This window comes from Rhizobium sophorae, assembly GCF_013087515.1.
Taxonomy (GTDB): Bacteria; Pseudomonadota; Alphaproteobacteria; order Rhizobiales; family Rhizobiaceae; genus Rhizobium; species Rhizobium sophorae.
The window spans coordinates 283,121-303,558 of the sequence record NZ_JABFCN010000030.1 but is presented as its reverse complement, the minus strand read 5'-3'; the positions used below and the strand labels follow the sequence as shown (position 1 = coordinate 303,558).

24 protein-coding genes are annotated in these 20,438 nt (G+C 61.1%); 16 read left to right on the top strand and 8 right to left on the bottom strand.

Going from position 1 to position 20,438, the window contains the following annotated elements:
* Nucleotides 1–8: 8 nt before the first annotated feature.
* The 5 genes from tolA (G9X64_RS18775) to ybgC form a co-directional block, all read right to left on the bottom strand.
* Entirely contained in the window at nucleotides 9–455 is a 447-nt protein-coding gene (gene tolA, locus G9X64_RS18775; RefSeq protein ID WP_171377165.1) for a cell envelope integrity protein TolA, read from the bottom strand.
* Complete coding sequence (gene tolA / locus G9X64_RS18770) at nucleotides 456–1,574, bottom strand: cell envelope integrity protein TolA (protein WP_171377164.1); 1,119 nt, start codon at nucleotides 1,572–1,574, stop codon at nucleotides 456–458.
* A gap of 8 nt (nucleotides 1,575–1,582) precedes the next feature.
* Entirely contained in the window at nucleotides 1,583–2,038 is a 456-nt protein-coding gene (gene tolR, locus G9X64_RS18765) for a protein TolR (protein WP_171377163.1), read from the bottom strand.
* A gap of 18 nt (nucleotides 2,039–2,056) precedes the next feature.
* Nucleotides 2,057–2,776, bottom strand: a complete 720-nt coding sequence (gene tolQ / locus G9X64_RS18760; protein WP_003542733.1) for a protein TolQ — start codon at nucleotides 2,774–2,776, stop codon at nucleotides 2,057–2,059.
* A gap of 375 nt (nucleotides 2,777–3,151) precedes the next feature.
* A complete protein-coding gene (ybgC, locus tag G9X64_RS18755) occupies nucleotides 3,152–3,607 on the bottom strand; it encodes a tol-pal system-associated acyl-CoA thioesterase (protein ID WP_168308469.1) in 456 nt (151 codons plus the stop codon).
* Between the two features lie 141 nt (nucleotides 3,608–3,748).
* Here ybgC and G9X64_RS18750 point away from each other — a divergent pair, with 141 nt between their 5' ends.
* The 7 genes from G9X64_RS18750 to G9X64_RS18720 all read left to right on the top strand — a co-directional run bounded on the left by G9X64_RS18750 (nucleotide 3,749) and on the right by G9X64_RS18720 (nucleotide 10,164).
* The gene (locus G9X64_RS18750) at nucleotides 3,749–4,969 is read left to right on the top strand and encodes an NAD-dependent epimerase/dehydratase family protein (protein WP_168308470.1); all 1,221 of its coding nucleotides are present in this window, start codon (nucleotides 3,749–3,751) and stop codon (nucleotides 4,967–4,969) included.
* 201 nt (nucleotides 4,970–5,170) lie between these two features.
* A complete protein-coding gene (locus G9X64_RS18745) occupies nucleotides 5,171–5,995 on the top strand; it encodes a glycosyltransferase (RefSeq protein WP_171377162.1) in 825 nt (274 codons plus the stop codon).
* Nucleotides 5,992–6,909: an NAD-dependent epimerase/dehydratase family protein gene (locus G9X64_RS18740; protein WP_171377161.1), complete on the top strand. Its 918-nt coding sequence runs from the start codon at nucleotides 5,992–5,994 to the stop codon at nucleotides 6,907–6,909. The genes G9X64_RS18745 and G9X64_RS18740 overlap by 4 nt, the downstream gene beginning before the upstream one ends.
* A 60-nt stretch (nucleotides 6,910–6,969) precedes the next feature.
* Nucleotides 6,970–7,665, top strand: coding sequence for a hypothetical protein (locus tag G9X64_RS18735; protein WP_171377160.1), 696 nt, complete (start codon nucleotides 6,970–6,972; stop codon nucleotides 7,663–7,665).
* A 117-nt stretch (nucleotides 7,666–7,782) separates the two neighbouring features.
* On the top strand, nucleotides 7,783–8,370 hold the full coding sequence (locus G9X64_RS18730; protein WP_171377159.1) for a 5-formyltetrahydrofolate cyclo-ligase: 588 nt from the start codon (nucleotides 7,783–7,785) through the stop codon (nucleotides 8,368–8,370).
* A gap of 3 nt (nucleotides 8,371–8,373) precedes the next feature.
* The gene (locus G9X64_RS18725) at nucleotides 8,374–9,198 is read left to right on the top strand and encodes a TIGR00282 family metallophosphoesterase (protein WP_003552528.1); all 825 of its coding nucleotides are present in this window, start codon (nucleotides 8,374–8,376) and stop codon (nucleotides 9,196–9,198) included.
* A gap of 120 nt (nucleotides 9,199–9,318) precedes the next feature.
* Nucleotides 9,319–10,164 (top strand): MBL fold metallo-hydrolase, encoded by an 846-nt coding sequence (locus tag G9X64_RS18720; protein ID WP_168308475.1) that lies wholly within the window; start codon nucleotides 9,319–9,321, stop codon nucleotides 10,162–10,164.
* Between the two features lie 81 nt (nucleotides 10,165–10,245).
* On the opposite strand, the gene G9X64_RS18715 is transcribed toward G9X64_RS18720, so the two are convergent.
* Nucleotides 10,246–10,749 carry a pyridoxamine 5'-phosphate oxidase family protein gene (locus G9X64_RS18715; protein WP_029871965.1) on the bottom strand — a complete coding sequence of 168 codons (504 nt, stop codon included), beginning with the start codon at nucleotides 10,747–10,749 and terminating at the stop codon, nucleotides 10,246–10,248.
* Between the two features lie 141 nt (nucleotides 10,750–10,890).
* Here G9X64_RS18715 and G9X64_RS18710 point away from each other — a divergent pair, with 141 nt between their 5' ends.
* Nucleotides 10,891–11,637: a YebC/PmpR family DNA-binding transcriptional regulator gene (locus tag G9X64_RS18710; protein WP_065281176.1), complete on the top strand. Its 747-nt coding sequence runs from the start codon at nucleotides 10,891–10,893 to the stop codon at nucleotides 11,635–11,637.
* An 83-nt stretch (nucleotides 11,638–11,720) separates the two neighbouring features.
* On the opposite strand, the gene G9X64_RS18705 is transcribed toward G9X64_RS18710, so the two are convergent.
* Nucleotides 11,721–12,722, bottom strand: a complete 1,002-nt coding sequence (locus G9X64_RS18705) for an LLM class flavin-dependent oxidoreductase (protein ID WP_168315341.1) — start codon at nucleotides 12,720–12,722, stop codon at nucleotides 11,721–11,723.
* A gap of 126 nt (nucleotides 12,723–12,848) precedes the next feature.
* Entirely contained in the window at nucleotides 12,849–15,164 is a 2,316-nt protein-coding gene (locus tag G9X64_RS18700) for a methyl-accepting chemotaxis protein (RefSeq protein ID WP_171377158.1), read from the bottom strand.
* A gap of 242 nt (nucleotides 15,165–15,406) precedes the next feature.
* On the opposite strand from G9X64_RS18700, the gene ruvC reads away from it, so the two are divergent.
* From ruvC to G9X64_RS18660, 8 genes are all read left to right on the top strand, one after another.
* Complete coding sequence (gene ruvC / locus G9X64_RS18695) at nucleotides 15,407–15,916, top strand: crossover junction endodeoxyribonuclease RuvC (RefSeq protein WP_129419534.1); 510 nt, start codon at nucleotides 15,407–15,409, stop codon at nucleotides 15,914–15,916.
* A gap of 42 nt (nucleotides 15,917–15,958) precedes the next feature.
* Nucleotides 15,959–16,576 carry a Holliday junction branch migration protein RuvA gene (ruvA, locus tag G9X64_RS18690; protein ID WP_168308478.1) on the top strand — a complete coding sequence of 206 codons (618 nt, stop codon included), beginning with the start codon at nucleotides 15,959–15,961 and terminating at the stop codon, nucleotides 16,574–16,576.
* Nucleotides 16,577–16,630: 54 nt separating this feature from the next.
* On the top strand, nucleotides 16,631–16,891 hold the full coding sequence (locus G9X64_RS18685; protein WP_168308479.1) for an AbrB/MazE/SpoVT family DNA-binding domain-containing protein: 261 nt from the start codon (nucleotides 16,631–16,633) through the stop codon (nucleotides 16,889–16,891).
* Nucleotides 16,888–17,286 carry a type II toxin-antitoxin system VapC family toxin gene (locus G9X64_RS18680; RefSeq protein ID WP_168308480.1) on the top strand — a complete coding sequence of 133 codons (399 nt, stop codon included), beginning with the start codon at nucleotides 16,888–16,890 and terminating at the stop codon, nucleotides 17,284–17,286. Before G9X64_RS18685 ends, G9X64_RS18680 begins: the two co-directional genes overlap by 4 nt.
* Nucleotides 17,283–18,323 carry a Holliday junction branch migration DNA helicase RuvB gene (ruvB, locus tag G9X64_RS18675; protein WP_003552548.1) on the top strand — a complete coding sequence of 347 codons (1,041 nt, stop codon included), beginning with the start codon at nucleotides 17,283–17,285 and terminating at the stop codon, nucleotides 18,321–18,323. The genes G9X64_RS18680 and ruvB overlap by 4 nt, the downstream gene beginning before the upstream one ends.
* A complete protein-coding gene (locus tag G9X64_RS18670; RefSeq protein ID WP_168308481.1) occupies nucleotides 18,324–19,226 on the top strand; it encodes a metallophosphoesterase in 903 nt (300 codons plus the stop codon). It abuts the gene before it with no gap.
* Nucleotides 19,227–19,233: 7 nt separating this feature from the next.
* Nucleotides 19,234–19,746, top strand: a complete 513-nt coding sequence (locus G9X64_RS18665; protein ID WP_171377157.1) for an NUDIX hydrolase — start codon at nucleotides 19,234–19,236, stop codon at nucleotides 19,744–19,746.
* A gap of 87 nt (nucleotides 19,747–19,833) precedes the next feature.
* Nucleotides 19,834–20,397: a DinB family protein gene (locus G9X64_RS18660; RefSeq protein ID WP_171377156.1), complete on the top strand. Its 564-nt coding sequence runs from the start codon at nucleotides 19,834–19,836 to the stop codon at nucleotides 20,395–20,397.
* Nucleotides 20,398–20,438 lie beyond the last annotated feature (41 nt).

Below are 20,438 nucleotides of genomic sequence, written 5' to 3'. Positions count from 1 at the left end.
TCAGCATCTTATTGCGTAAGAGCGCTGGTGTCGAAGTTCAAAATAACTTCCTTCCAGGCATCGTATTTATCTTTTGGAAGCATCGTAAAAGGAGCTGCGCGACGAACTGCGCGAACGCCGGCATTGGTAATGCTTTTTCGCGTGCTCTCACGACCACCACTGGCCTCCACGTCAGGAACGCCTACGATCTGGCCATCTCTATCAAGCTTTACGTGAATCGTCATACGCACGTTGCCGATGTCTTTCAGACTGGTATCGATATTGAACTGCCTCTGGATTGCATCTCGCATCGCGACAGCGGTAGCCGAACTGACAGCGGATGCTTCCTTACCGCCATTTCCCCGATCAACCGTCTCCGCATTTGCTTCGAGCGGCAACGCCAAGCCAATCGCGATCCCCACCAGCACCGCGCGTATCCCGAAAGACTTCGCGAAATAAGACAGGCTCTTCAGCATTTAAATTCCCAGATCGCTTGGATCGAAGTTGACGACGACTTCGCTCCAGGCATCGTATTTGTCTTTTGGAAGCGACGAGAAAGGAGCCGATTTCATGATGGCGCGATAAGCGCCGCCGGCGAGCGCCCGACGAGTAGATTCGTTATCGCCACCAACCGCCTCGACTTCCGGTTCGCCGACGATATTGCCGTCCTGATCGAGATTCATATGCACCTTGATGCGAACATCGCTCACGCCTTCCATGCCGGGAATAACAGACCAGTTGCCGGCGATGGCGCTTTTCAACGCATCCATCTCGCTCATCGAAAGCTTGGAGCCGCCATTGCTCTTCCTCGCTCCGAGCGATGCCTCCTGCGTCGAGCGCTTAGCACCGCCTGCTGAAGGATCGGTCTTGTTCAGCAACGCCGCAACCTCATCGGCATTGAAATCGCTCTTCATCGATGAGGCAGACTTCGCCGTCTCCTGCTTCTGATCGGCCTTCTTCTTTTCGGTCGGCTTCTCGGCTGTCTTTTCCGGCGGCTTTTCGGCGGGCTTCTGTGGTTCCGGCGGCTTCACCTGCGGCTTGGCGACGGGCGTCGGCACATTGTCCGGCAATGCTTCCGCATCCGGCTTCGGCGGTTCCTCAGGCTTGGCCTGCTCTTCCGGCGGTTTTTCCTCCGGCTTCGGCGGCGTCACTTCGACCGGCTTCGGCGGCGGAATGGAGGCGACCTCCTTCGGCTGCTCGATTTCCGTTTCCTCCTTGACGATGTCCTTGACATCATTCGGGACGGGATCGGTCTTCGGCATCGGCTTTTCGCTCGAATTCGCCGCGGCAGCCTCGCTATTGCTGGGCTTGGCGTTCGGCACCGGCGGCGTCTTCAGGTCGACATTGTTGTCGCCGGCGTTCTCGGCCGGTTGCGCGATCGGCGGCCGCGTCGTCGGCACGGGCGCGGAAGTCTCCTTCTTCGGAGCCTTCTTGTCGCCTTGCTGCATCTGGGTAATGGATTCCACCGGCACCAGATCGACCGGCATCGCCTCGAAATCCTCCACCTTGAAGGATTCCGGGGCGCCGAGCGACACCATCGCCCAGGTAAGCACCAGGCCGTGCAAAACAGCAGATGTGATGACACTGGCCTTCATTTTGAGCGCTATTGGTCCTTCTTCTGCTGCGTCACGAGGCCGATATTCTTGAAGCCCGCGCCCTGAATACGGGCCATGACATCGGCGATGACGCCGTAGGGCGCTGTCGCGTCGCCGCGCACGAAGATGCGTTCGTTATAGCCGGTGGTGGCGATCGCCTCGAGCTTGGCGGCGATCTCCGCGGCCGGGATCGGCGTTTCCTGCAGGAACACCTCACCGTCGTTCTTGACGGAGATGGTGATCGGCTGCGTCTCGGAATTGAGCGCCTTGGCCTGCGTTTCCGGCAGGTCGATCGGCACGCCGACAGTCATCATCGGTGCCGCGACCATAAAGATGATCAAAAGCACCAGCATGACGTCGACCAGCGGCGTCACGTTGATTTCGGAAATCACGGCCCTGTTCCGACCACCGCGACGGCGGCGTCCGCCGCCCCCGCCGCCATTGCCTCCAACAGTCATACCCATGTCAGAATACCTCGTTGGTTACTGAGCGGCAGCGCGCGGCTGCAGTTTCTCGTCGATCTGGCGCGAAAGTATGGCGGAGAATTCATCCGCGAAACCTTCCATGCGGCCCGAGAGCTTGCCGGCATCGGCAGAGAACTTGTTGTAGGCGATAACTGCGGGGATAGCCGCGACGAGACCGATCGCGGTGGCAAGCAGCGCTTCGGCGATACCGGGCGCGACGACCGCAAGGTTGGTCGACTTCGAACCGGCGATCGCCTGGAACGAAGTCATGATGCCGACGACCGTGCCGAAGAGACCGATGAACGGACCGGCCGAGCCGATGGTCGCCAGCGATCCAAGGCGGGCGCCGAGAAATTCGGTCTCACGGGCGAGCGTCACGTCCATCGCCCGGTCGATACGCATCTGCAGGCCGATCGGTGAGCGGGCGCCGCGTTCGAAGGATTTCTTCCACTCGCGCATGGCGGCCACGAAGATTGCCGCGAGCCCGGTATTGTTGCGCTCCGACAGCGAGCGGTAGAGTTCTTCCAGCGACTGGCCCGACCAGAACACCTGTTCGAACTTGTCGAACTGGCGCCGCGCTCGGCCATAGGCCAGGTATTTGTCGATGACGATCGCCCACGTCCACACCGAGGCCGCGATGAGCCCGAGCATGACGAGCTTGACGACGATGCCGGCCTGCATGAAAAGCGACCAGAGGCTGACGTCCGTCGTTGCTGCTGCCAATCCTACTTGTTCCATTGGTCCAAAATCCCCGAATCCAAACGCCCGGTGCTGGACCGGGCGGCACAAACTGATCTCGCAAGAAGTGTCCGGCGGCCGCCGCCCAAAGCCCTGGTCAAACTTCCAAGCTCATCTTCCGCCTTCTTGCCGTCAAATTTGGTCAAAGGAAGGCGTGCACCGCACAAACTCCGACTTTCCCAGTAAGACACTATTATGGTTAATAGATCGTTAGTGCCGGACTGTGACAGTAAGCCTGTGTTTGGAAGATTTCGTTCCATGGATTACTTGACCGGAGCAAGGTCCGGCTGCCGAAAGAGCGCTCATCCTGCGGCGCGGGAATTCCTTCACATAAAACTCAAGTTATGACAAGGGCTGAATTTCAAGCGCTTCTGACTACAATGGCTGGCTGCCTTCCAGGAATTTCGCCGCCAGCGTTTCCGGCAGCCGCCTCGGCCGCCCCCGGGCGTTGATGACGGCGATAATCACCTTGGCGGCAATCAGCAGCGTCTCGCCCGAGCGAATCTGCTGATTGAGCACCATCTTGGCACCGCCGGCTTTTTCTGTATGCGTCAGGATCGTCAGCACATCGTCCATGCGCGCCGGGCTCTTGAAGTCGATCTCCATGCGGTGGACGACGAAAACCAGCCCCTCCTCGTCGGCACTGACGAGCTCGCGCTGCTCGACACCGAGGCAGCGCAGATAATCGGTGCGGCCGCGCTCCAGGAAATGCAGGTAGCGGGCGTGATAGACCAGGCCGGAAAAGTCCGTATCTTCATAATAGACCCGCTGGACGAGGCGGTGTCCGGCCTCCGTCAGCTCTCCCGAAATGGAAAAAGGGCGTTGCGTCATAATTTTCTCCAAACTCAGGTGCCCTGTTTGGCGCAACGCTTCCAGACAGGCAAGCATTGAATGCCCGGTCGGCAGGCATTGAATGATTGTCACAATTCCTAACTATTCCCGATAATGAGCGACCAATCAGGAGACGATGCGATGAAGATTGCGGTTATGGGCGGAGACGGTTTCATTGGTTGGCCAACGTCGCTGCATCTCTCCGATGCCGGGCACGACATCCATATCCTCGACAATCTCTCGCGCCGGTGGATCGACACCGAACTTGGCGTTCAGTCGCTGACCCCAATGGATTCGATCCAGGAGCGCACCCGCATCTGGCATGCCGAAACCGGACGGCGCATCCACTTCAATCTGATCGATCTCGCCAAGGATTACGAACTCCTGAAGAACTGGCTTTCCGAACACCGCCCGGATGCCGTCATCCATTTCGCCGAGCAGCGGGCCGCGCCCTATTCGATGAAGAGCGACCGCCACAAGAACTACACCGTCAACAACAATGTCAGCGCCACGCACAACCTGCTGAACGCGCTGACGGAACTCAATCTCGATGCCCATCTCATCCATCTCGGCACCATGGGCGTCTACGGCTATTCGACGGTCGGCGCGGCGATCCCAGAAGGCTACCTGCCGGTCGGCATCGAAACCGCAGGCGGCGAGACAGTGAGCCAGGAGATCCTCTATCCCTCCAATCCCGGCTCGATCTATCACATGACCAAGTGCCTGGATCAGCTTCTCTTCCAGTTCTACGCGAAGAATGACGGCCTGAGGATCACCGATCTGCACCAGGGCATCGTCTGGGGCACGCATACCGAGCAGACACGCCGCCACGCGCAGCTGATCAATCGTTTCGACTATGACGGCGATTATGGCACGGTGCTGAACCGCTTCCTCATCCAGGCGGCGATCGGCTATCCGCTGACGGTGCACGGCACCGGCGGCCAGACCCGCGCCTTCATCCATATCCAGGACTCGGTCCGCTGCATCGAGCTGGCGCTGAAAAATCCGCCGGCTCGCGGCGCCCGCGTCGAGATCTTCAACCAGATGACCGAAACCCACCGGGTGCGCGACCTTGCCGAGATGATCGCCAGGATGAGCGGCGCCAAGATTGCCTGGCTGCCGAACCCGCGCAAGGAAGCCGCTGAAAACGATCTGATCGTCCGAAACGAAAAGTTCCGCAATCTCGGCCTCGAACCGATTACGCTGGAAGCCGGCCTGCTCGGCGAGATCGTCGACGTCGCGAAGAAATTCGCCTATCGCGTCGACCGCTCGCGCGTACCGGCCGTCTCCGCCTGGACCAAAGACATCGCCGCGACGATCAATCACGATCCCGAAGGCAAGCGGCTGAAGTCGGTTTCATGAACAAGAGTGAATTCGTATTGGAAGGCACAACTGGAACTCCCTCATTCCTGTGCCTGGCACAGGAATCCAATGGGCCCAAGTCCCTGGGCGCGGGAGAATCTTACCCATGAGAACGAGAGTCATTCACGGCGCCGACGCGCCCTGGCTGGATTCCTGTGACAAGCACAGGAATGAGGGAGCATATCGGGGCAGCGGAGTCCGATGAACCGCTCGTCCGTCTTCGCCTACGTCACACTCGTCACCAATGCCGATTACGCCATGGGCGCGACCGCGCTTGCCCGCTCCCTACGCCGAACCGGCACCCGGGCCGACATCGTCATTCTCCACACCGGCGGCGTCGACAAAGCCGCCCTCTCACCACTCGAAGCGCTCGACTGCCGCCTGATCGAGGTCGAGCACCTGCCGCTGTCTCCGGCCTTCAACGAGCGCCACGCCCGCGGTCAGCTCCATTCGACAGCCCCTTTCACCAAGGGCCGCAAGCCGGATTTCCATTCGCCGCTCGACAATTTCTGTAAGCTCAAGCTCTGGCAGCTCGTCGAATACCAGCGCTGCGTCTTCATCGATGCCGACGCCCTCGTGTTGAAAAACGTCGACAGGCTCTTCCGCTATCCGGAATTTTCCGCTGCCCCGAATGTCTACGAAAGCCTCGCCGACTTCCGGCGCATGAATTCCGGCGTCTTCGTCGCCACGCCCTCGCATGACACGTTCCGGCACATGCTCGAAAGGCTCGACAGGCCGGACACGTTCTGGCGCCGCACCGATCAGACCTTTCTCGAGACGTTCTTCCCGGATTGGCACGGCCTGCCGGTTTATTTCAACATGCTGCAATATGTATGGTTCACCATGCCGGACCTTTGGGACTGGAAGAGCATTTCGATCCTGCATTACCAGTATGAAAAACCGTGGGAAAAGGACCATCCCAAGGCAGCGCGATTACAACCTTTGATCGATCTATGGCACCGTTTCCACCATGGCGGCGATGTGCCTGAAATCGCGGCGCTGAACAATCCGGAAGGGACAGCATGAAGGTACTGGTATCGGGTGGAACGGGTCTCGTCGGCCGGTATGTCGTCGAGGAACTGCTGGCCGCCGGATATCAGGTGATCGTCGGCGGGCGCCGAGCGCCGCTGCCCCGCCTCTTCTCCCGCCCGGTCGAGTTCGCGGCGCTTTCGCTCGATCCCGACAAGGATCAGATCGATGTCTTCGATGACGCCTATTTCTTCGTCCACGCCGCCTTCAGCCATGTCCCGGGCAAATATCGCGGCGGCGAGGGCGATGATCCGAAGACCTTCCACAAGTTGAACCTCGACGGCACCGTCCGGCTTTTCGAAGCCGCCAAACGAGCCGGTACGCGCCGCTGCGTCTTCCTCTCCAGCCGCGCCGCCTACGGCGAACATCCCGGGGCAACCGAACTGACGGAGACGATGCTGGCCAAGCCCGAAACACTCTACGGCCAGGTCAAGCTCGATGCCGAACGCGCGCTTACCCACCTCTCCACGCCGGGCTTTGCTGGCGTAAGCCTGAGGGCGACCGGCGTCTATGGCGATCTGTCGCCGAACAAATGGGACGGCCTCATCGCCGATTACCTCGCCGGCCGGCCGGTTGCTGCCCGCCTGGGAACGGAAGTTCACGGCCGCGACCTCGGTCGGGCGGTGAGGCTCATGCTGGAGACGGAAAGCACCCGCATCTCCGGCGAGGTCTTCAACGTCTCGGACATGTCAGTCGACACGCGCGATATCCTTTCATCCATCCGCCGCGAGACGGGCTGTCGGCACGCGCTGCCGGCCCCTGCTGATAGCGCAGCACTCAATCTCATGAACATTGCGAAAATCCGCGCGCTCGGCTGGGCACCCGGCGGAGCGCGTCTGTTTGAGGAGACGATGCAGCGGCTGGCCGCTGCGCTTCCCGAATCCCAAAGACACAGGTCCACGCAAGTCTGACGTTGCAGAATGCGCCCGAATTGCAATCGGAGGCCCGAACTAAAAGTCGGGGGATAGTCCATGCAGGTCTCAACCACGTCTGCCTCCATCATCTTGCGCGGCGCGTCTTCGACGACAGCCATGCCGGCCGCCGGAGGCGAGACCGATCAAGGCGTGCTGAAGCTGCAGCGCGCCACCCAGGCGCTGCAGCAGATGCGCCAGACCTTGGCGAACTCGGGAGACGAGGCCAAAGCCAAGGCACATCGCAAGCTCGAAGAGGCAAAACAGCAGTTGGAGATGCTGCGCTGCTCCAACATGGCACCTGAGGTGGTCGCCCGGCTGGCCGCCGAACTGGCGCGCAAGGTCGGCACCGCCGCCTCCGAATTCGCATCATCAGTCGCGACCGGCAGCCCGGCAACGGCTGTTCCGGTGGATGCAACCACGGGCGCTGCGGCCGTCGCAACGAGCGAGGCCGCGGCTGCGCTGACGGATACTTCAGGAGAAACTGCGGCCGGCGAGACCGGCCCGCATGAACCGGACGCCGCCGCCAGCGCCCGCAACGCCTATGCGAGCGTCGCCGAGGATGCCCCGAAATTTTCAGGCATTTCAGCCGATGATCGCGAAACGATGGAAGAGTTCAAGGCGGTGGTGCGCGAACTCAAGCAAGTGCTCGAAAAGGCGATGCGCGAGTTGCGGCAGCAGGACCGGCAGACCGGGTCCAATATGGCAGGCTTCTCCATCGCCACGGCGACAATACCGACAAGCATCGTCGTCTGACGATCGCTGCTGCCGGCGGGCGAGGCGTGAAACGCGCGTGATGCTGTCGCATCCGGCATTTGCATCGGACATCCAGCCGTCTATGCTCGGGTCAATCTCTCAGAACCGGCAGATCGAATGACCGCGAAAGAATTGAAAGCGCAGCTGCGCAACGAACGGCTGTCCGCGCGAGACGCCATCCCCGCCGAGAAACGCGCCTCCAAGAGCCTCGCAATGGCCGACCATGCCGGCGAGGCTGTCGGTTTTGCGCTGGATACGATCGTCTCCGGCTTCCTGCCGATCCGTTCGGAGGCCGATCTGCGACCGCTGATGGCGCGTTTTGCCGTGCGCGGTGCGCGGCTCTGCGTGCCGGCAATCCTCGATCGGCAGACCATCGTCTTTCGCGAGCTGGCGGAGGGTGCGCCCCTCGTCGATACCGGTTTCGGCACGGTCGGCCCCAGCGCGGATGCCGCCGTTCTTGATCCCGAGATCATGCTGGTGCCGCTTTCGGCCTTCGATGCCCGCGGCCACCGCATCGGCTACGGCGCCGGCCACTACGACCGCGCCATCAACCGGCTAAGGCAAAAAGGCCTGCATCCGAAGCTGATCGGCATTGCATTCGACTGCCAGGAAGTGGCACATGTGCCCGCTGAGCCGCACGACATAAGCCTGGATGCCATCCTGACAGAAAGCGGCCTTCGCTTTTTTGCCTCTTGGATTGGATAGGGAATGCGGCTGCTTTTTCTGGGTGACATGGTCGGCAAGACGGGACGCACGGCGGTCTGGGACCGCCTCCCCGGCCTGGTTTCCGACCTCAAGCTCGATTTCGTCATCGTCAACGGCGAGAACGCCGCCGGCGGCTTCGGCATCACCGAGGACATCTTTCTGGAAACGATCAATGCCGGCGCCGATGTGGTAACGACGGGCAATCACGTCTGGGATCAGAAGGAAGCCGTCGCCTTTGCCGGGCGGCACGATCAATTCCTGCGGCCGGCCAACTATCCGCAAGGCACGCCCGGCCGCGGCTCCGGCCTTTTCTATGCCAGGAACGGTGCGCGCGTGCTCGTCGCCAACGTCATGGGCCGGGTCTTCATGCATCCCGAACTCGACGACCCCTTCAAATCGGCGGAGGTCATCCTTGCCGCCTGCCCGCTGAAGGAGCAGGCCGATGCGATCATCTTCGATTTCCATGCGGAGGCGACCAGCGAGAAGCAGTGTTTCGGCCATTTCGTCGACGGCCGTGCCAGTTTCGTCGTCGGCACGCACACGCATGTGCCGACGGCCGACGCACAGATCCTGAACGGCGGCACGGCCTATATGTCGGATGCCGGCATGTGCGGCGACTACGACTCTTCCCTCGGCATGGACAAGGAGGAGCCGCTCAACCGCTTCATCTCCAAGATGCCGAAGGGCCGCATGGAGGCAGCGAACGGCCCCGCGACGATCTGCGGCGTCGGCGTGGAGATTTCGGATACGACGGGACTTGCCGAAAAGATCGCGCCGCTCCGGCTCGGGCCGCGGCTGGCCGAAACGGTGCCGGAGTTCTGGCGGTAACAGGCGACGCGCGGCCGTCCAACACGCAATTGTGAGCATCCTCGGTCTGGACCCCTGCGGCCTCATGCCGCATCCTCCCCGCCACTCGGATTGAAGGTGATATAGCGCCGGAGGGGTGGCATGAAGCCGCGATATCTTGTTCTCGCTATCGCATGCCTTGCGGCCTTCGCCGCGCCGAAACTTGCCGGAGCGCAAGAGCAGCGGCCACCGGTCAGCCAGTGCCAGGCGATCGCGCAAACCATGCCCAAGGTGACCTTCGCAAGCTTTTCCGGCGCTCCGCCCCTGGTGCCTGCCGTCTCCGAGGGCGAGGACGTGAAACTCACCTTCCTCGGCCACTCCACCTTCGCGATCGAGACCCCGGGCGGAATCGTCATCGCGACAGACTATAATGGCTGGTACAGGCCGGCGGCGATGCCTGACGTCGTGACCATGAACAAGGCCCACTCGACCCACTTCACCTTGGCGCCCGATCCGGGCATCAAGCACGTACTGCACGGGTGGAGCGATGTTCCGGACGAGAAGGCCAATGTCAATCTCGTCGTCGGCGATGCCTATATCCGCAACGTCACGACGGATATCCGCTTCAGCTATGGCCTCGGCGGCTCCCACGAAAACGGCAATTCCATCTTCATCTTCGAGATCGCTGGCCTCTGCATCGGCCATCTCGGCCACCTGCATTACGAGCTGACGGATACCCATTATACAGAGATCGGCCGCCTCGACGTCGTCATGGTCCCGGTCGATGGCGGACTGACCATGGGCGCCGACAGCATGAGCCGCGTCATCAAGCGGCTTCGCTCGTCGTTGATCCTGCCGATGCACCGGCGCGGCCCGCCGGTCGAAGCCTTCGTTTCGATGTTCGGCAAGGATTTCGACGTCGCCAATGCGCCCGATGACAGTATCACCGTCTCGATGCGCACGCTGCCGAAAAAGCCACTGATCTATGTCTTGAAGGGTGCGCAGTAAGGCCCGCGGTTTTCCCTCTACAGCGCCGCGCGTCTTTTCAGACGGGTAAAGGACGCTGTAGCACTTTGGATTGCTCCCGCATCAGGCGAACTGAAGATGGCGCTTGATGCCGACATCCGGCATCTTGTCGTCGTCGAGATTGGCTTTGGCGATCTCCCAGCCGAATTTCAACTTGTTGCCTGTGGAAACCCAGATCTCGGCATCGTCGACATGGAGGGACAGCATGGTGAGCTTGGGGTCCTTCTTGCCGCCGTCATACCAGGCCGCGACGATCGAGCTCCAATATTCCTCGATCTTGGAGGGGTCAGGATGCACCTCGATCACACCGGCGAGGCAGGCGTGATAGTCGTGATCCTTGCCGATCACGCAGAAATGCGCGCGGCTACCGGGCTTGATGGCGCGCACGATGTCGGCGTCGGTCTTGGTGTAAAACCAGATGGTGTTGGTGGTGGGATCGGCATGGGGCGCCATCGGCTGCATGTGCATGTCGAGTCCGGAAATTCCGAGCATGCCGGCATGAACGCCGTTGACCTGATCCCAGAGCTGACGTGCTGGATGTTCCTGCGCCTCGCTGAGACTTGCCATGACCGTTCCTTTCCGTTGGATGGAGTTCGGTTGAAACGTCATCCCCTCGCCTTTGTTCCGAACTGCTTTTTCCTTGAACGGGTGCCGTTTCGCTCTTATAAGGCGGCCCATTCCGAATAATGAGACGTGAACAGGGGTGCCATGGCTGGCCATTCACAGTTTAAAAACATCATGCACCGCAAAGGCCGTCAGGATGCCGTGCGGTCGAAAATGTTCTCCAAGCTTGCGCGCGAAATCACCGTTGCCGCCAAGGCCGGCCTGCCCGACCCGACGATGAACGCCCGTCTTCGCCTGGCGATCCAGAACGCCAAGGCTCAGTCTATGCCGAAGGACAATATCGACCGCGCCATCAAGAAGGCAGCCGGCGCCGATGGCGAAAATTATGATGAAGTCCGCTATGAAGGTTATGGCCCCGGCGGCACGGCGATCATCGTCGAGGCGCTGACCGACAACCGCAACCGCACCGCCTCCAACGTCCGCTCGAGCTTCACCAAGGCCGGCGGCGCTCTCGGCGAAACCGGCTCCGTCTCCTTCTCCTTCGACCATGTCGGCGAAATCACCTACAAGCTTTCCGTCGGCGATGCCGACAAGGTGATGGAAGCCGCGATCGAAGCCGGCGCCGATGACGTCGAGACCGACGAAGACGGCCACTACATCACCTGCGCCTTCGAAGCCCTCGGCGAAGTGGCAAAAGCGCTGGAATCGAGCCTCGGCGAAGCCGAAACCGTCAAGGCCGTCTGGCGCGCCCAGAACAACGTGCCGGTAGACGAGGAAAAAGCCCAGTCGCTGCTGAAACTTATCGACAGCCTGGAAGACGATGACGACGTGCAGAACGTCTATTCCAACTTCGAAGTCTCGGAAGAAGTCCTGGCGAAGCTCTCGGCCTGATCTCCCCAGGCAGGTGTCAAATAAAAACCCGGCTGCAACGCCGGGTTTTTTCTTGCCGGGAAGATCCCTGTGTAAATCCTAGACTAGGCGGCGGCTCGCATAAAGCTCCCCAGCCCTGCAAATAGTTCCACCGATGTCAGCCGCGCCTCGATGTCGTGGATCGGCATCGAGATGATCACCTCGTCGGCCTGCGTTTCCTGTAGAAACCCCGTCAGTTTCGCCTCCGCCGTCTTCGGTGATCCCACTACAGCATAACGCAGCGTGTGTTCGACATTCATCTTTTCCATCGGCGACCAGAAAGCGTCCATGTCAGCCACTGGACGCGGGAACGGGCCGCGGACATTGCGGCGCAGATTGACGAACTGCTGCTCAGCGGAGGTGAAACGGTACCGCGCCTCCTCGTCAGTCGCCGCTACCGCGCCCATGACGCCGACCATCACGTAGGGCTTGTCCAGCGTCGCCGAAGGCTGGAAGCGGTCGCGGTAGATCGCGATCGCATCGAGCAGCATGTCGGGCGCGAAATGCGAGGCGAAGGCATAGGGAAGGCCGAGCATGCCGGCGAGCTGGGCACTGTAGAGGCTGGAGCCAAGCAGCCAGATCGGGATGTGCGAACTGTTGCCCGGCACGGCAAGAATTGCCTGGTTCTCGACCGGTGTGCCCAGGAGTTGCTGCAGTTCCACCACGTCGCTGGGGAAGCTGTTTGCGCCGGCCTCGAGATTGCGCCGCAGCGCTTGTGCCGTGCGCATGTCCGTTCCCGGTGCGCGCCCGAGGCCGAGATCGATGCGGCCGGGGAAGAGCGCCTCCAGCGTGCCGAACTGCTCGGCGATGACCAGCGGTGAATGATTGGGCAGCATGATGCCGCCGGAGCCGATGCGGATGCGCTTTGTCGCAGCCCCGACATGGCCGATGACGACGGCAGTGGCAGCACTGGCGATCCCCGGCATGCCGTGATGTTCGGCAAGCCAGAAGCGCTTGTAACCGAATTCCTCGGCCTTCACAGCCATCCGCGCCGAACTTTCGAGGGACTGGCGCACGGTGCTGCCTTCGGCAACGGGGGAAAGGTCGAGTATGGAGAAGGGAACCATGGGAAACCTGCCGGGCAGTTGAACGATGCCGTCTATGTAGGTTCGCGCCCGCACCATTCCAAACCATGCGCACAAACAAAAAAGGCCGCGCGAGCGCGACCCTTGTGCAAGGTCAGAAGCGATCGTTTACCGATGACGGCGCAGCACATGCACCTCGGCGCTCGGCTGGTGGTGGCCGTGAGGAAGCGTGAAATTGCCGAGCTGGCGGTCCATTTCCAAGGCTTCTGTCGCCAGCCGGTGGATCGCCGCCGTTGTCTCCTCGACCATCGAGGCGTTCTGCTGCGTCATCGCGTCGAGTTCGGCAACGGCGCTATTGATCTCGCGCAGCGTATTGGCCTCCTCGCGGGTCGCACTCATCATCTCGTTGATCTGCCCGTTGATCGCCTCGACATGGGCGCCGATGCCCGTCAGGGCGACGCCCGCTTTTTCCACAAGCGTAACGCCGCTTTCAACCTCATGCGTCGATTTCTGCAGCAGGCTGGAAATCTCCTTGGCCGCACTCGACGAACGCTGGGCCAACTCGCGCACTTCCATGGCAACGACGGCGAAGCCCTTGCCGGATTCACCGGCGCGCGCCGCCTCGACGCCGGCATTGAGCGCCAGAAGGTTGGTTTGGAAGGCGATGTCGTCGATGACTGAAATGATCGTGTTGATCTGGCGCGAAGAGGCCTGAATTGCCTCCATCGCCGCAATCGTCTCGCGCATGATCTGGCCTGAGCCGGTCGTCTCCTTCTTGGCGTCGCGGGCAATGCGCTCGGCCTGCTCGGCTCGCTCGATCTGCCGGCGGACCGACTGTGTGATGGCGCTGATCGCATTCGCCGTCTCGGTGATCGAGCCGGCCTGGCGCTCGGTGCGACCGGCAAGTTCGTCGGCGCCCGTGCGCATCTCCTCGGAGCCGGCGCGCACCGCCATCGAGTTGCCGCCGATTGCCGTCATGGTTTCGCTGAGCGTCGCCAGCGCCTCGTTGAAATTGACGCGCAGGCTTTCAAGCTCGTTCGGGAAACGGGTATCGATCTGATAAGCAAGATCGCCGCTCGCCAGATGATGCAGGCCCTCGTCAATCGCCTCGACCACCTGCTGCAGCGTTTTCGCCTCGGCTTCACGCTCGGCCAGGTTCTGCTGGCGGTCGTGCTCGGCCTGTAGGCGCGTCTCTTCACTGGCGGCTTCGAGCTCGCGGCTTTCGATCAGCGAGTGACGGAAGCGGTCGAGCGCGTTGGCCATCGTGCCGATCTCGTCCTTGCGGTTCAGGCTGCCGATCTCGCTGTCGAGCTTGCCGTCGGCGACATCGCGGGTGACGCCGGCAAGCCGCGCAAGCGGCGAAAACAGCAAATTGGTGACGAGCCCGGTCGCGATCGCCATGACCACGAGCACGCCGATGCCGATCATCGTCAGCAGGGTGGCGATCTCGATCGAGCCGGCATTGAGCTCGCTCAGAAGCACACTCTCGACCACCAGGAAGCGGTCGCCGCGATAGTCGATGCCACGAACATAGGCACGAGCCGCTCCGTCCGCCCGGTCAAAACCAGCAACCGTCATCGCCGAACTGGCAAGCGCATCCTTGATGAAGGTGAAGGGTGTCGCATCGAGCGTCGCGAGCCTGCCGTTCGCGTCGAGACCGACCGCGGAACCATCGCCGGAGACGATCGCCGCCCGAGCCGTGCTGCCCGGGACGATGCCCTTGGCGAGGATTCCGGTGACGATGTCGTCGCGCACCTTGAAAAGAATGATGCCCTTGGCTGCTCCGAGCTTGATGATCGGCACGGCATAGAAGATCGCCGATTTGCCGCTGCCGGCATCGACGCGAAGGCCGGAAAAACTCGTCGGCGCGGCGTCATCCGTCGCCTTGGCAGTATTCTCGATCGCCTTGGCGAAAGCGATGCCGGCGCCGGTTGCCTTCCAGGCGTCCGACTTCAGGTTCTCGGCGAAGTCGTCCTCCTTCTTATAGGAATAGAGGACCGTGCCCTCGAGATCGGCGATCAGCAGGTCGCTGAAGGCGGTATCCTCGAGGTCGCGGGCGACTTCGCCCTGCGTCTTCTCATGGTTCGAATAATAAAAGCCGCTCGGCCCTTCCGGCTTCATGAGCTTCTCACGCTGGTCGGCCGGATTGGGATTGTCCGATATGAACACCTTCTTCAGCTCGGCGCGGGCATTCCCCGAGGTCTTCTCGATGGTCTTCCAGCCGCTCTTCAGGCTGGTGATCGACATTTGCAGCGCCTCGATGCGCGCAATCGAGTTGGCCTGGTTTTCAAGCTGCGCCAGCTGGTCCTGCAGCATGTCGCCGCGGAAGATCAACACGCTTTCCTTGGCCTTCAGCGCCTGCTCGTCGGAGATGCGGCTGCTGGCGAAATAGGCCAGCACGTCGATGACCGCGATCGACAGTACGGTCAGCAAAATGAATGTGACGATGACCTTGAAGGACAGGGATTGAAATCTCTGTGCCATGTACGACGAACCCCTTCTGAACGCGCTTGCCAGCCGGGCATGCAGCGCATGCCTGATCGACCGACCCTGTAAACAGAACATCGGAGGCTTAATCTTCGCGAAAAGAAGCCCCTTTCGTATTGACGACTAGAATTCAGGCATCTGTTTTAATTCGCGGTAAATGGCGGGGCTTAAATCCGGGAGTGTTTTTGTTTTGTTCACATATCGATGGCACTTATTTCGCGATCGCTATAGGTTGAACCATGCAAAATACGATTCGCATCGTCGGTATTGATCCCGGACTTCGCCGCACCGGCTGGGGAATCATCGACACGCTGGGTAATTCCCTGCGGTTTGTCGCGTCTGGAACCGTGACTTCCGATGGCGACATGGACCTTGCCTCCCGCCTTTGCCAATTGCACGACGGCCTGGCGGAGATCGTCCACAGCTATAAGCCGGATGAAGCCGCCGTCGAACAGACCTTCGTCAACAAGGATGCGGTGGCGACCCTGAAGCTTGGCCAGGCCCGCGGCATTGCCATGCTGGTGCCGGCGCGCGCCGGCCTGCCGGTCTCCGAATATGCCCCGAACGCCGTGAAGAAGGCCGTCATCGGCGTCGGCCACGGCGAAAAGCAGCAGATCCACATGATGTTGAAGATCCTGATGCCGAAGGTCGAATTCAAGGGCAACGACGCCGCCGACGCCTTGGCGATCGCCATCTGCCATGCGCATAATCGCGGCAGCAACCGGATGCGACAGGCGCTGGCCGGTTAATCTATACCTGACTTGTTTCCATCTGCTGAGAGACCGCGACCCATGATCGGCAAGCTGAAAGGCACCATAGACGAGATCGGCGAAGACTATGTGCTCGTCGATGTGCACGGCGTCTGCTACGTCGCCCATTGCTCGGCCCGCACCCTGTCAAAGCTCGGCTCGGCCGGTGAGGCCTGCGTGCTGTTCATCGAAACCTATGTGCGCGAGGATCAGCTGAGGCTCTTCGGTTTCATGACCGCTCTGGAGCGGGAATGGTTCAACCTGCTCCAGAGCGTTCAGGGCGTCGGCGCCAAGGTGGCGCTCGCCGTGCTCTCAACGCTGACGCCAGGCGAACTTGCCAATGCGATCGCCCTGCAGGACCGCGCCGCCGTCTCGCGTGCGCCGGGCGTCGGTCCCAAAGTGGCGATGCGTCTTGTCACCGAGCTCAAGAACCGGGCGCCGGCCTTTGCCGGCGAAGCGATCAATATTGCTCTCAAGCAGGAACTCGGCGAAGGTGTCGCCGCAGCACCCGTCGCCGATGCAGTATCTGCGCTGACCAACCTCGGCTATTCCCGCGACCAGGCGGCGAACGCGATTGCCGCGGCAATGAAGACGGCGGGCGATGGCGCCGACAGCGCCAAGCTGATCAGGCTGGGATTGAAGGAACTGGGCGCGCGGTGATCTCCTTGAATATATCGCAATTCCTTACGAAACTTGATTGGTAAGGAGATCCGCATGAATATCTACTACGGTACGATGACATCGAAGGGCCAGACAACAATTCCGGCGGAAGTTCGTGAATTGCTGAATCTGAAGTCCGGCGACAGGATCCGCTACATCAACCGCGATGGCGAAATCATCATGAAAGCCAAGAACAAACGCGCCATCGACCTCGCAGGCAAGTTTCACGATCCGAATCGACCGACGACCACTTTGAGGGAAATGGACGAGGCAATTGGCGAAGCCATCGCCGATCATGTGAATAGAGCAAGATGATTGGTCTCGACACCAATATCTTACTGCGCTTCTTTCTGAAGGACGATGCTGTCCAGACGGAGAAGGTCACGACGCTTTTTGCCAGCCTTTCCGAGACGGCACCGGGCTATATAAATTGCATCACGCTGATGGAATGCGTGTGGTTCTTGAGACAACGGATCAAGCTGAAAAGAGAACAGATCATGGAGGCGATTTCAGACTTGTTGGACTCGGCCGACCTGATCCTCGAAGATGAAAGAATAGTCGAGGAGACGCTCGCAATCATGGTGCGGACGAATGCAGAATTTGCAGATGTCTTCATCGCTCTTCGTAATCGTGATGCGGGTTGCGTGACAACCAGCACATTCGATGACCAAACCGCAAAAACCATACCTGGAATGGAACTTTTGACATGAGCGAACCCGCCCGCCTGATATCGCCGGAAAAGCGGGGCGAAGACCTTGATATCACGCTGCGCCCGCAATCGCTGGACGAGTTCACCGGCCAGGCGGAGGCGCGCGCCAATCTCAAGGTCTTCATCGAGGCGGCGAAAAACCGCGGCGAAGCGCTGGACCATGTGCTCTTCGTCGGGCCGCCCGGCCTCGGCAAGACGACGCTGGCGCAGATCATGGCCAAAGAACTCGGCGTCAACTTTCGCTCGACGTCGGGCCCTGTGATCGCCAAGGCCGGCGATCTCGCTGCTCTGCTCACCAATCTCGAGGAGCGCGACGTGCTCTTCATCGACGAAATCCATCGGCTCAATCCCGCCGTCGAGGAAATCCTCTATCCGGCCATGGAAGATTTCCAGCTCGACCTCATCATCGGCGAGGGCCCTGCCGCTCGCTCGGTGAAGATCGACCTGTCGAAATTCACGCTGGTGGCGGCCACCACCCGCCTCGGTCTGTTGACGACGCCGCTGCGCGACCGCTTTGGCATTCCTGTGCGCCTGAGCTTCTACACCGTCGAGGAGCTGGAACTGATCGTGCGTCGTGGCGCGCGGCTGATGAACCTGCCGATCACCGAGGAGGGCGCCCGCGAGATCGCAAGACGCGCCCGTGGCACTCCACGGATCGCCGGCCGGCTGCTTCGGCGCGTGCGCGACTTCGCCGAGGTGGCAAGGGCGGAAGCTGTCACCCGCGAGATCGCCGACGAGGCGCTGACCCGGCTGCTGGTCGACAATGTCGGCTTCGACCAGCTCGACAAACGTTACCTCAACATGATCGCCGTCAATTTCGGCGGCGGCCCGGTCGGCATCGAAACCATTGCCGCCGGCCTTTCCGAGCCGCGCGACGCGATCGAGGACATTATCGAACCCTACATGATCCAGCAGGGTTTCATTCAGCGCACGCCACGCGGCCGTGTTCTGACCGCAATCGCGTGGAAACATCTGGGAATGCAACCGCCCAAGGATATGGAGGCTGCGCAGTTCCGGCTGTTCCAGGAGGACAACTGAGTGATCACGCGCCGTGGATTTTTCAAGGTTCTGGGCGGCAGTGTCGCAGGCGTCATGTCGCTCGGTGGTTACGCCTTCGCCTATGAACCGCTCGCGCGGCTCGCCATCACCCGCTATCAGCTGACGCCGCCGGGATGGACGCCGGGGCTCAAGCTGCGCGTCGTTGCGCTCGCCGATCTCCATGCCTGCGAACCCTGGATGTCGACAAGCCGCATTGCCGCGATCTGCCACCGGGCAAATGAACTCGAAGGCGATGTCACCGTCCTGCTCGGCGATTATGCCGCCGGCATGAACATGGTGACGCAGTACGTGCATTCGAGCCAATGGTCGAAGGCGCTCGCCACCTTGCGGGCCCCTCTCGGCGTCCATGCGGTCATGGGCAACCATGATTGGTGGGAGGACAGGACCGCCCAGAAGAACGGCGGGATGGAAACATTCGGACACCGGGCCCTCGCCGACGTCGGCGTGACGGTCTATGGCAACCGCGCCATTCGACTCGAAAAGGATGGCCGCGGCTTCTGGCTGGCAGGCCTCGAGGATCAGCTGGCGCTGCTGCCCGGCAGGAAGTGGGGCCGCACACATATGCTCGGTCTCGACGATCTTGAGGGAACGATGGCTCAGGTTACGGACGATGCGCCGGTCATTCTGCTCGCCCATGAGCCCGATATCTTTCCGCGCGTGCCTGAACGTGTCTCGCTGACGCTATCGGGCCACACGCATGGCGGACAGATCCGCCTCCTCGGCCGTTCGCCGATCGTCCCCTCGCGTTATGGTAACCGCTATGCCTATGGCCATATGATCGAGGAGGGGCGGAATATCATCGTTTCCGGCGGCCTCGGCTGCTCCATAGCACCGGTGCGCTTCGGCGTGCCGCCGGAAATTGTCGTGATCGATCTTGGATAAGAATGGCATGGCCAAGCGCACTCTCATCCGCCTGAAAGCGGGCGCTGAGCGTTTCAACTATCGGATCGCCGGCCTCGGCTTTCGCGATGGCCACGTGCTCGTCCATCGCGCCGTGCATGAGCCCTTCTGGACCTTTCCAGGCGGCAGGGCGGAAATCGGCGAGACGTCGGAGGAAACGCTGAAACGGGAGATGGTGGAGGAGCTGGGCGTTGAGGTGACCGTCCATCGGCTGCTGTGGATCGTCGAGAACTTTTTCCGCTACAAACAGCGCGACTGGCATGAACTTGGTCTCTATTACCTGATGGACCTCCCGCCGGAATTCCCCTTTTTGTCCGGCGAGATCATCCATCGGGTCGAGGACGGCGACAACCATCTCGAGTTCAAATGGGTGCCGGCAACGCGTAATGCCCTGACCGCACTCGACATCCCGCCCTATTTCATCGCCGATGAGATCGAAAACCTACCCGTTGCGCCACGTCATCTCGTCTGGCGGGACGGCGATCTCGACGGCAAAGACTGACGCAAGCAGTCGAGGTGTTACAGCGCCCCTTGCGCGTCACAGGCGCCCGGTGCTGTAGCCAAAAGCGCTTAAAGAGGAGATGCGCCGTTGCCGACCTTCGATCCTGTCAGGCCATTCCGCAAACTTGCCTATAACAACGCCCTTGCCAACCGCCGGCTGCTTCAGGCCTGCGCGACATTGAAGCCCGGCGAATTCGAAGCGCCGCGCACGAGTTTCTTCCCCTCCATCAAGGAAACCTTGAACCATATCATCACGGTCGACTGGTTCTATGTCGACGGCCTGGAAGGCGGCACGCTCGGGCTCAAGGCCTTCGAGGTCGACGAACCGTTCGATGACATTTCCTCGCTCGCAGCAGCGCAGGCGAAGGTCGATCAGCGCCTGGTGGCGCTTTGCGAGGCCCTGACGCCGGAGAGGCTCACCTCGACCATCAACCTCCATCGCGGCGACCGCATCCAAGAGGAGCGGATGGAGGACGTGCTCGGCCACCTCTTCCAGCATCAGACCCATCATCGCGGACAGGTGCATGCGATTCTCGCCGGCACCAGCGTCGCCCCGCCGCAGCTCGACGAATTCATCGTCGCCGACGATGCGAGGTTTCGCAGCAGCGAACTTGCAGACTTCGGCTGGAGTGAAGAGAAGCTGATGCGCTGATTTCATGGTAAAGCGCGCTTAGCGCGTCCTATCGGACGCAC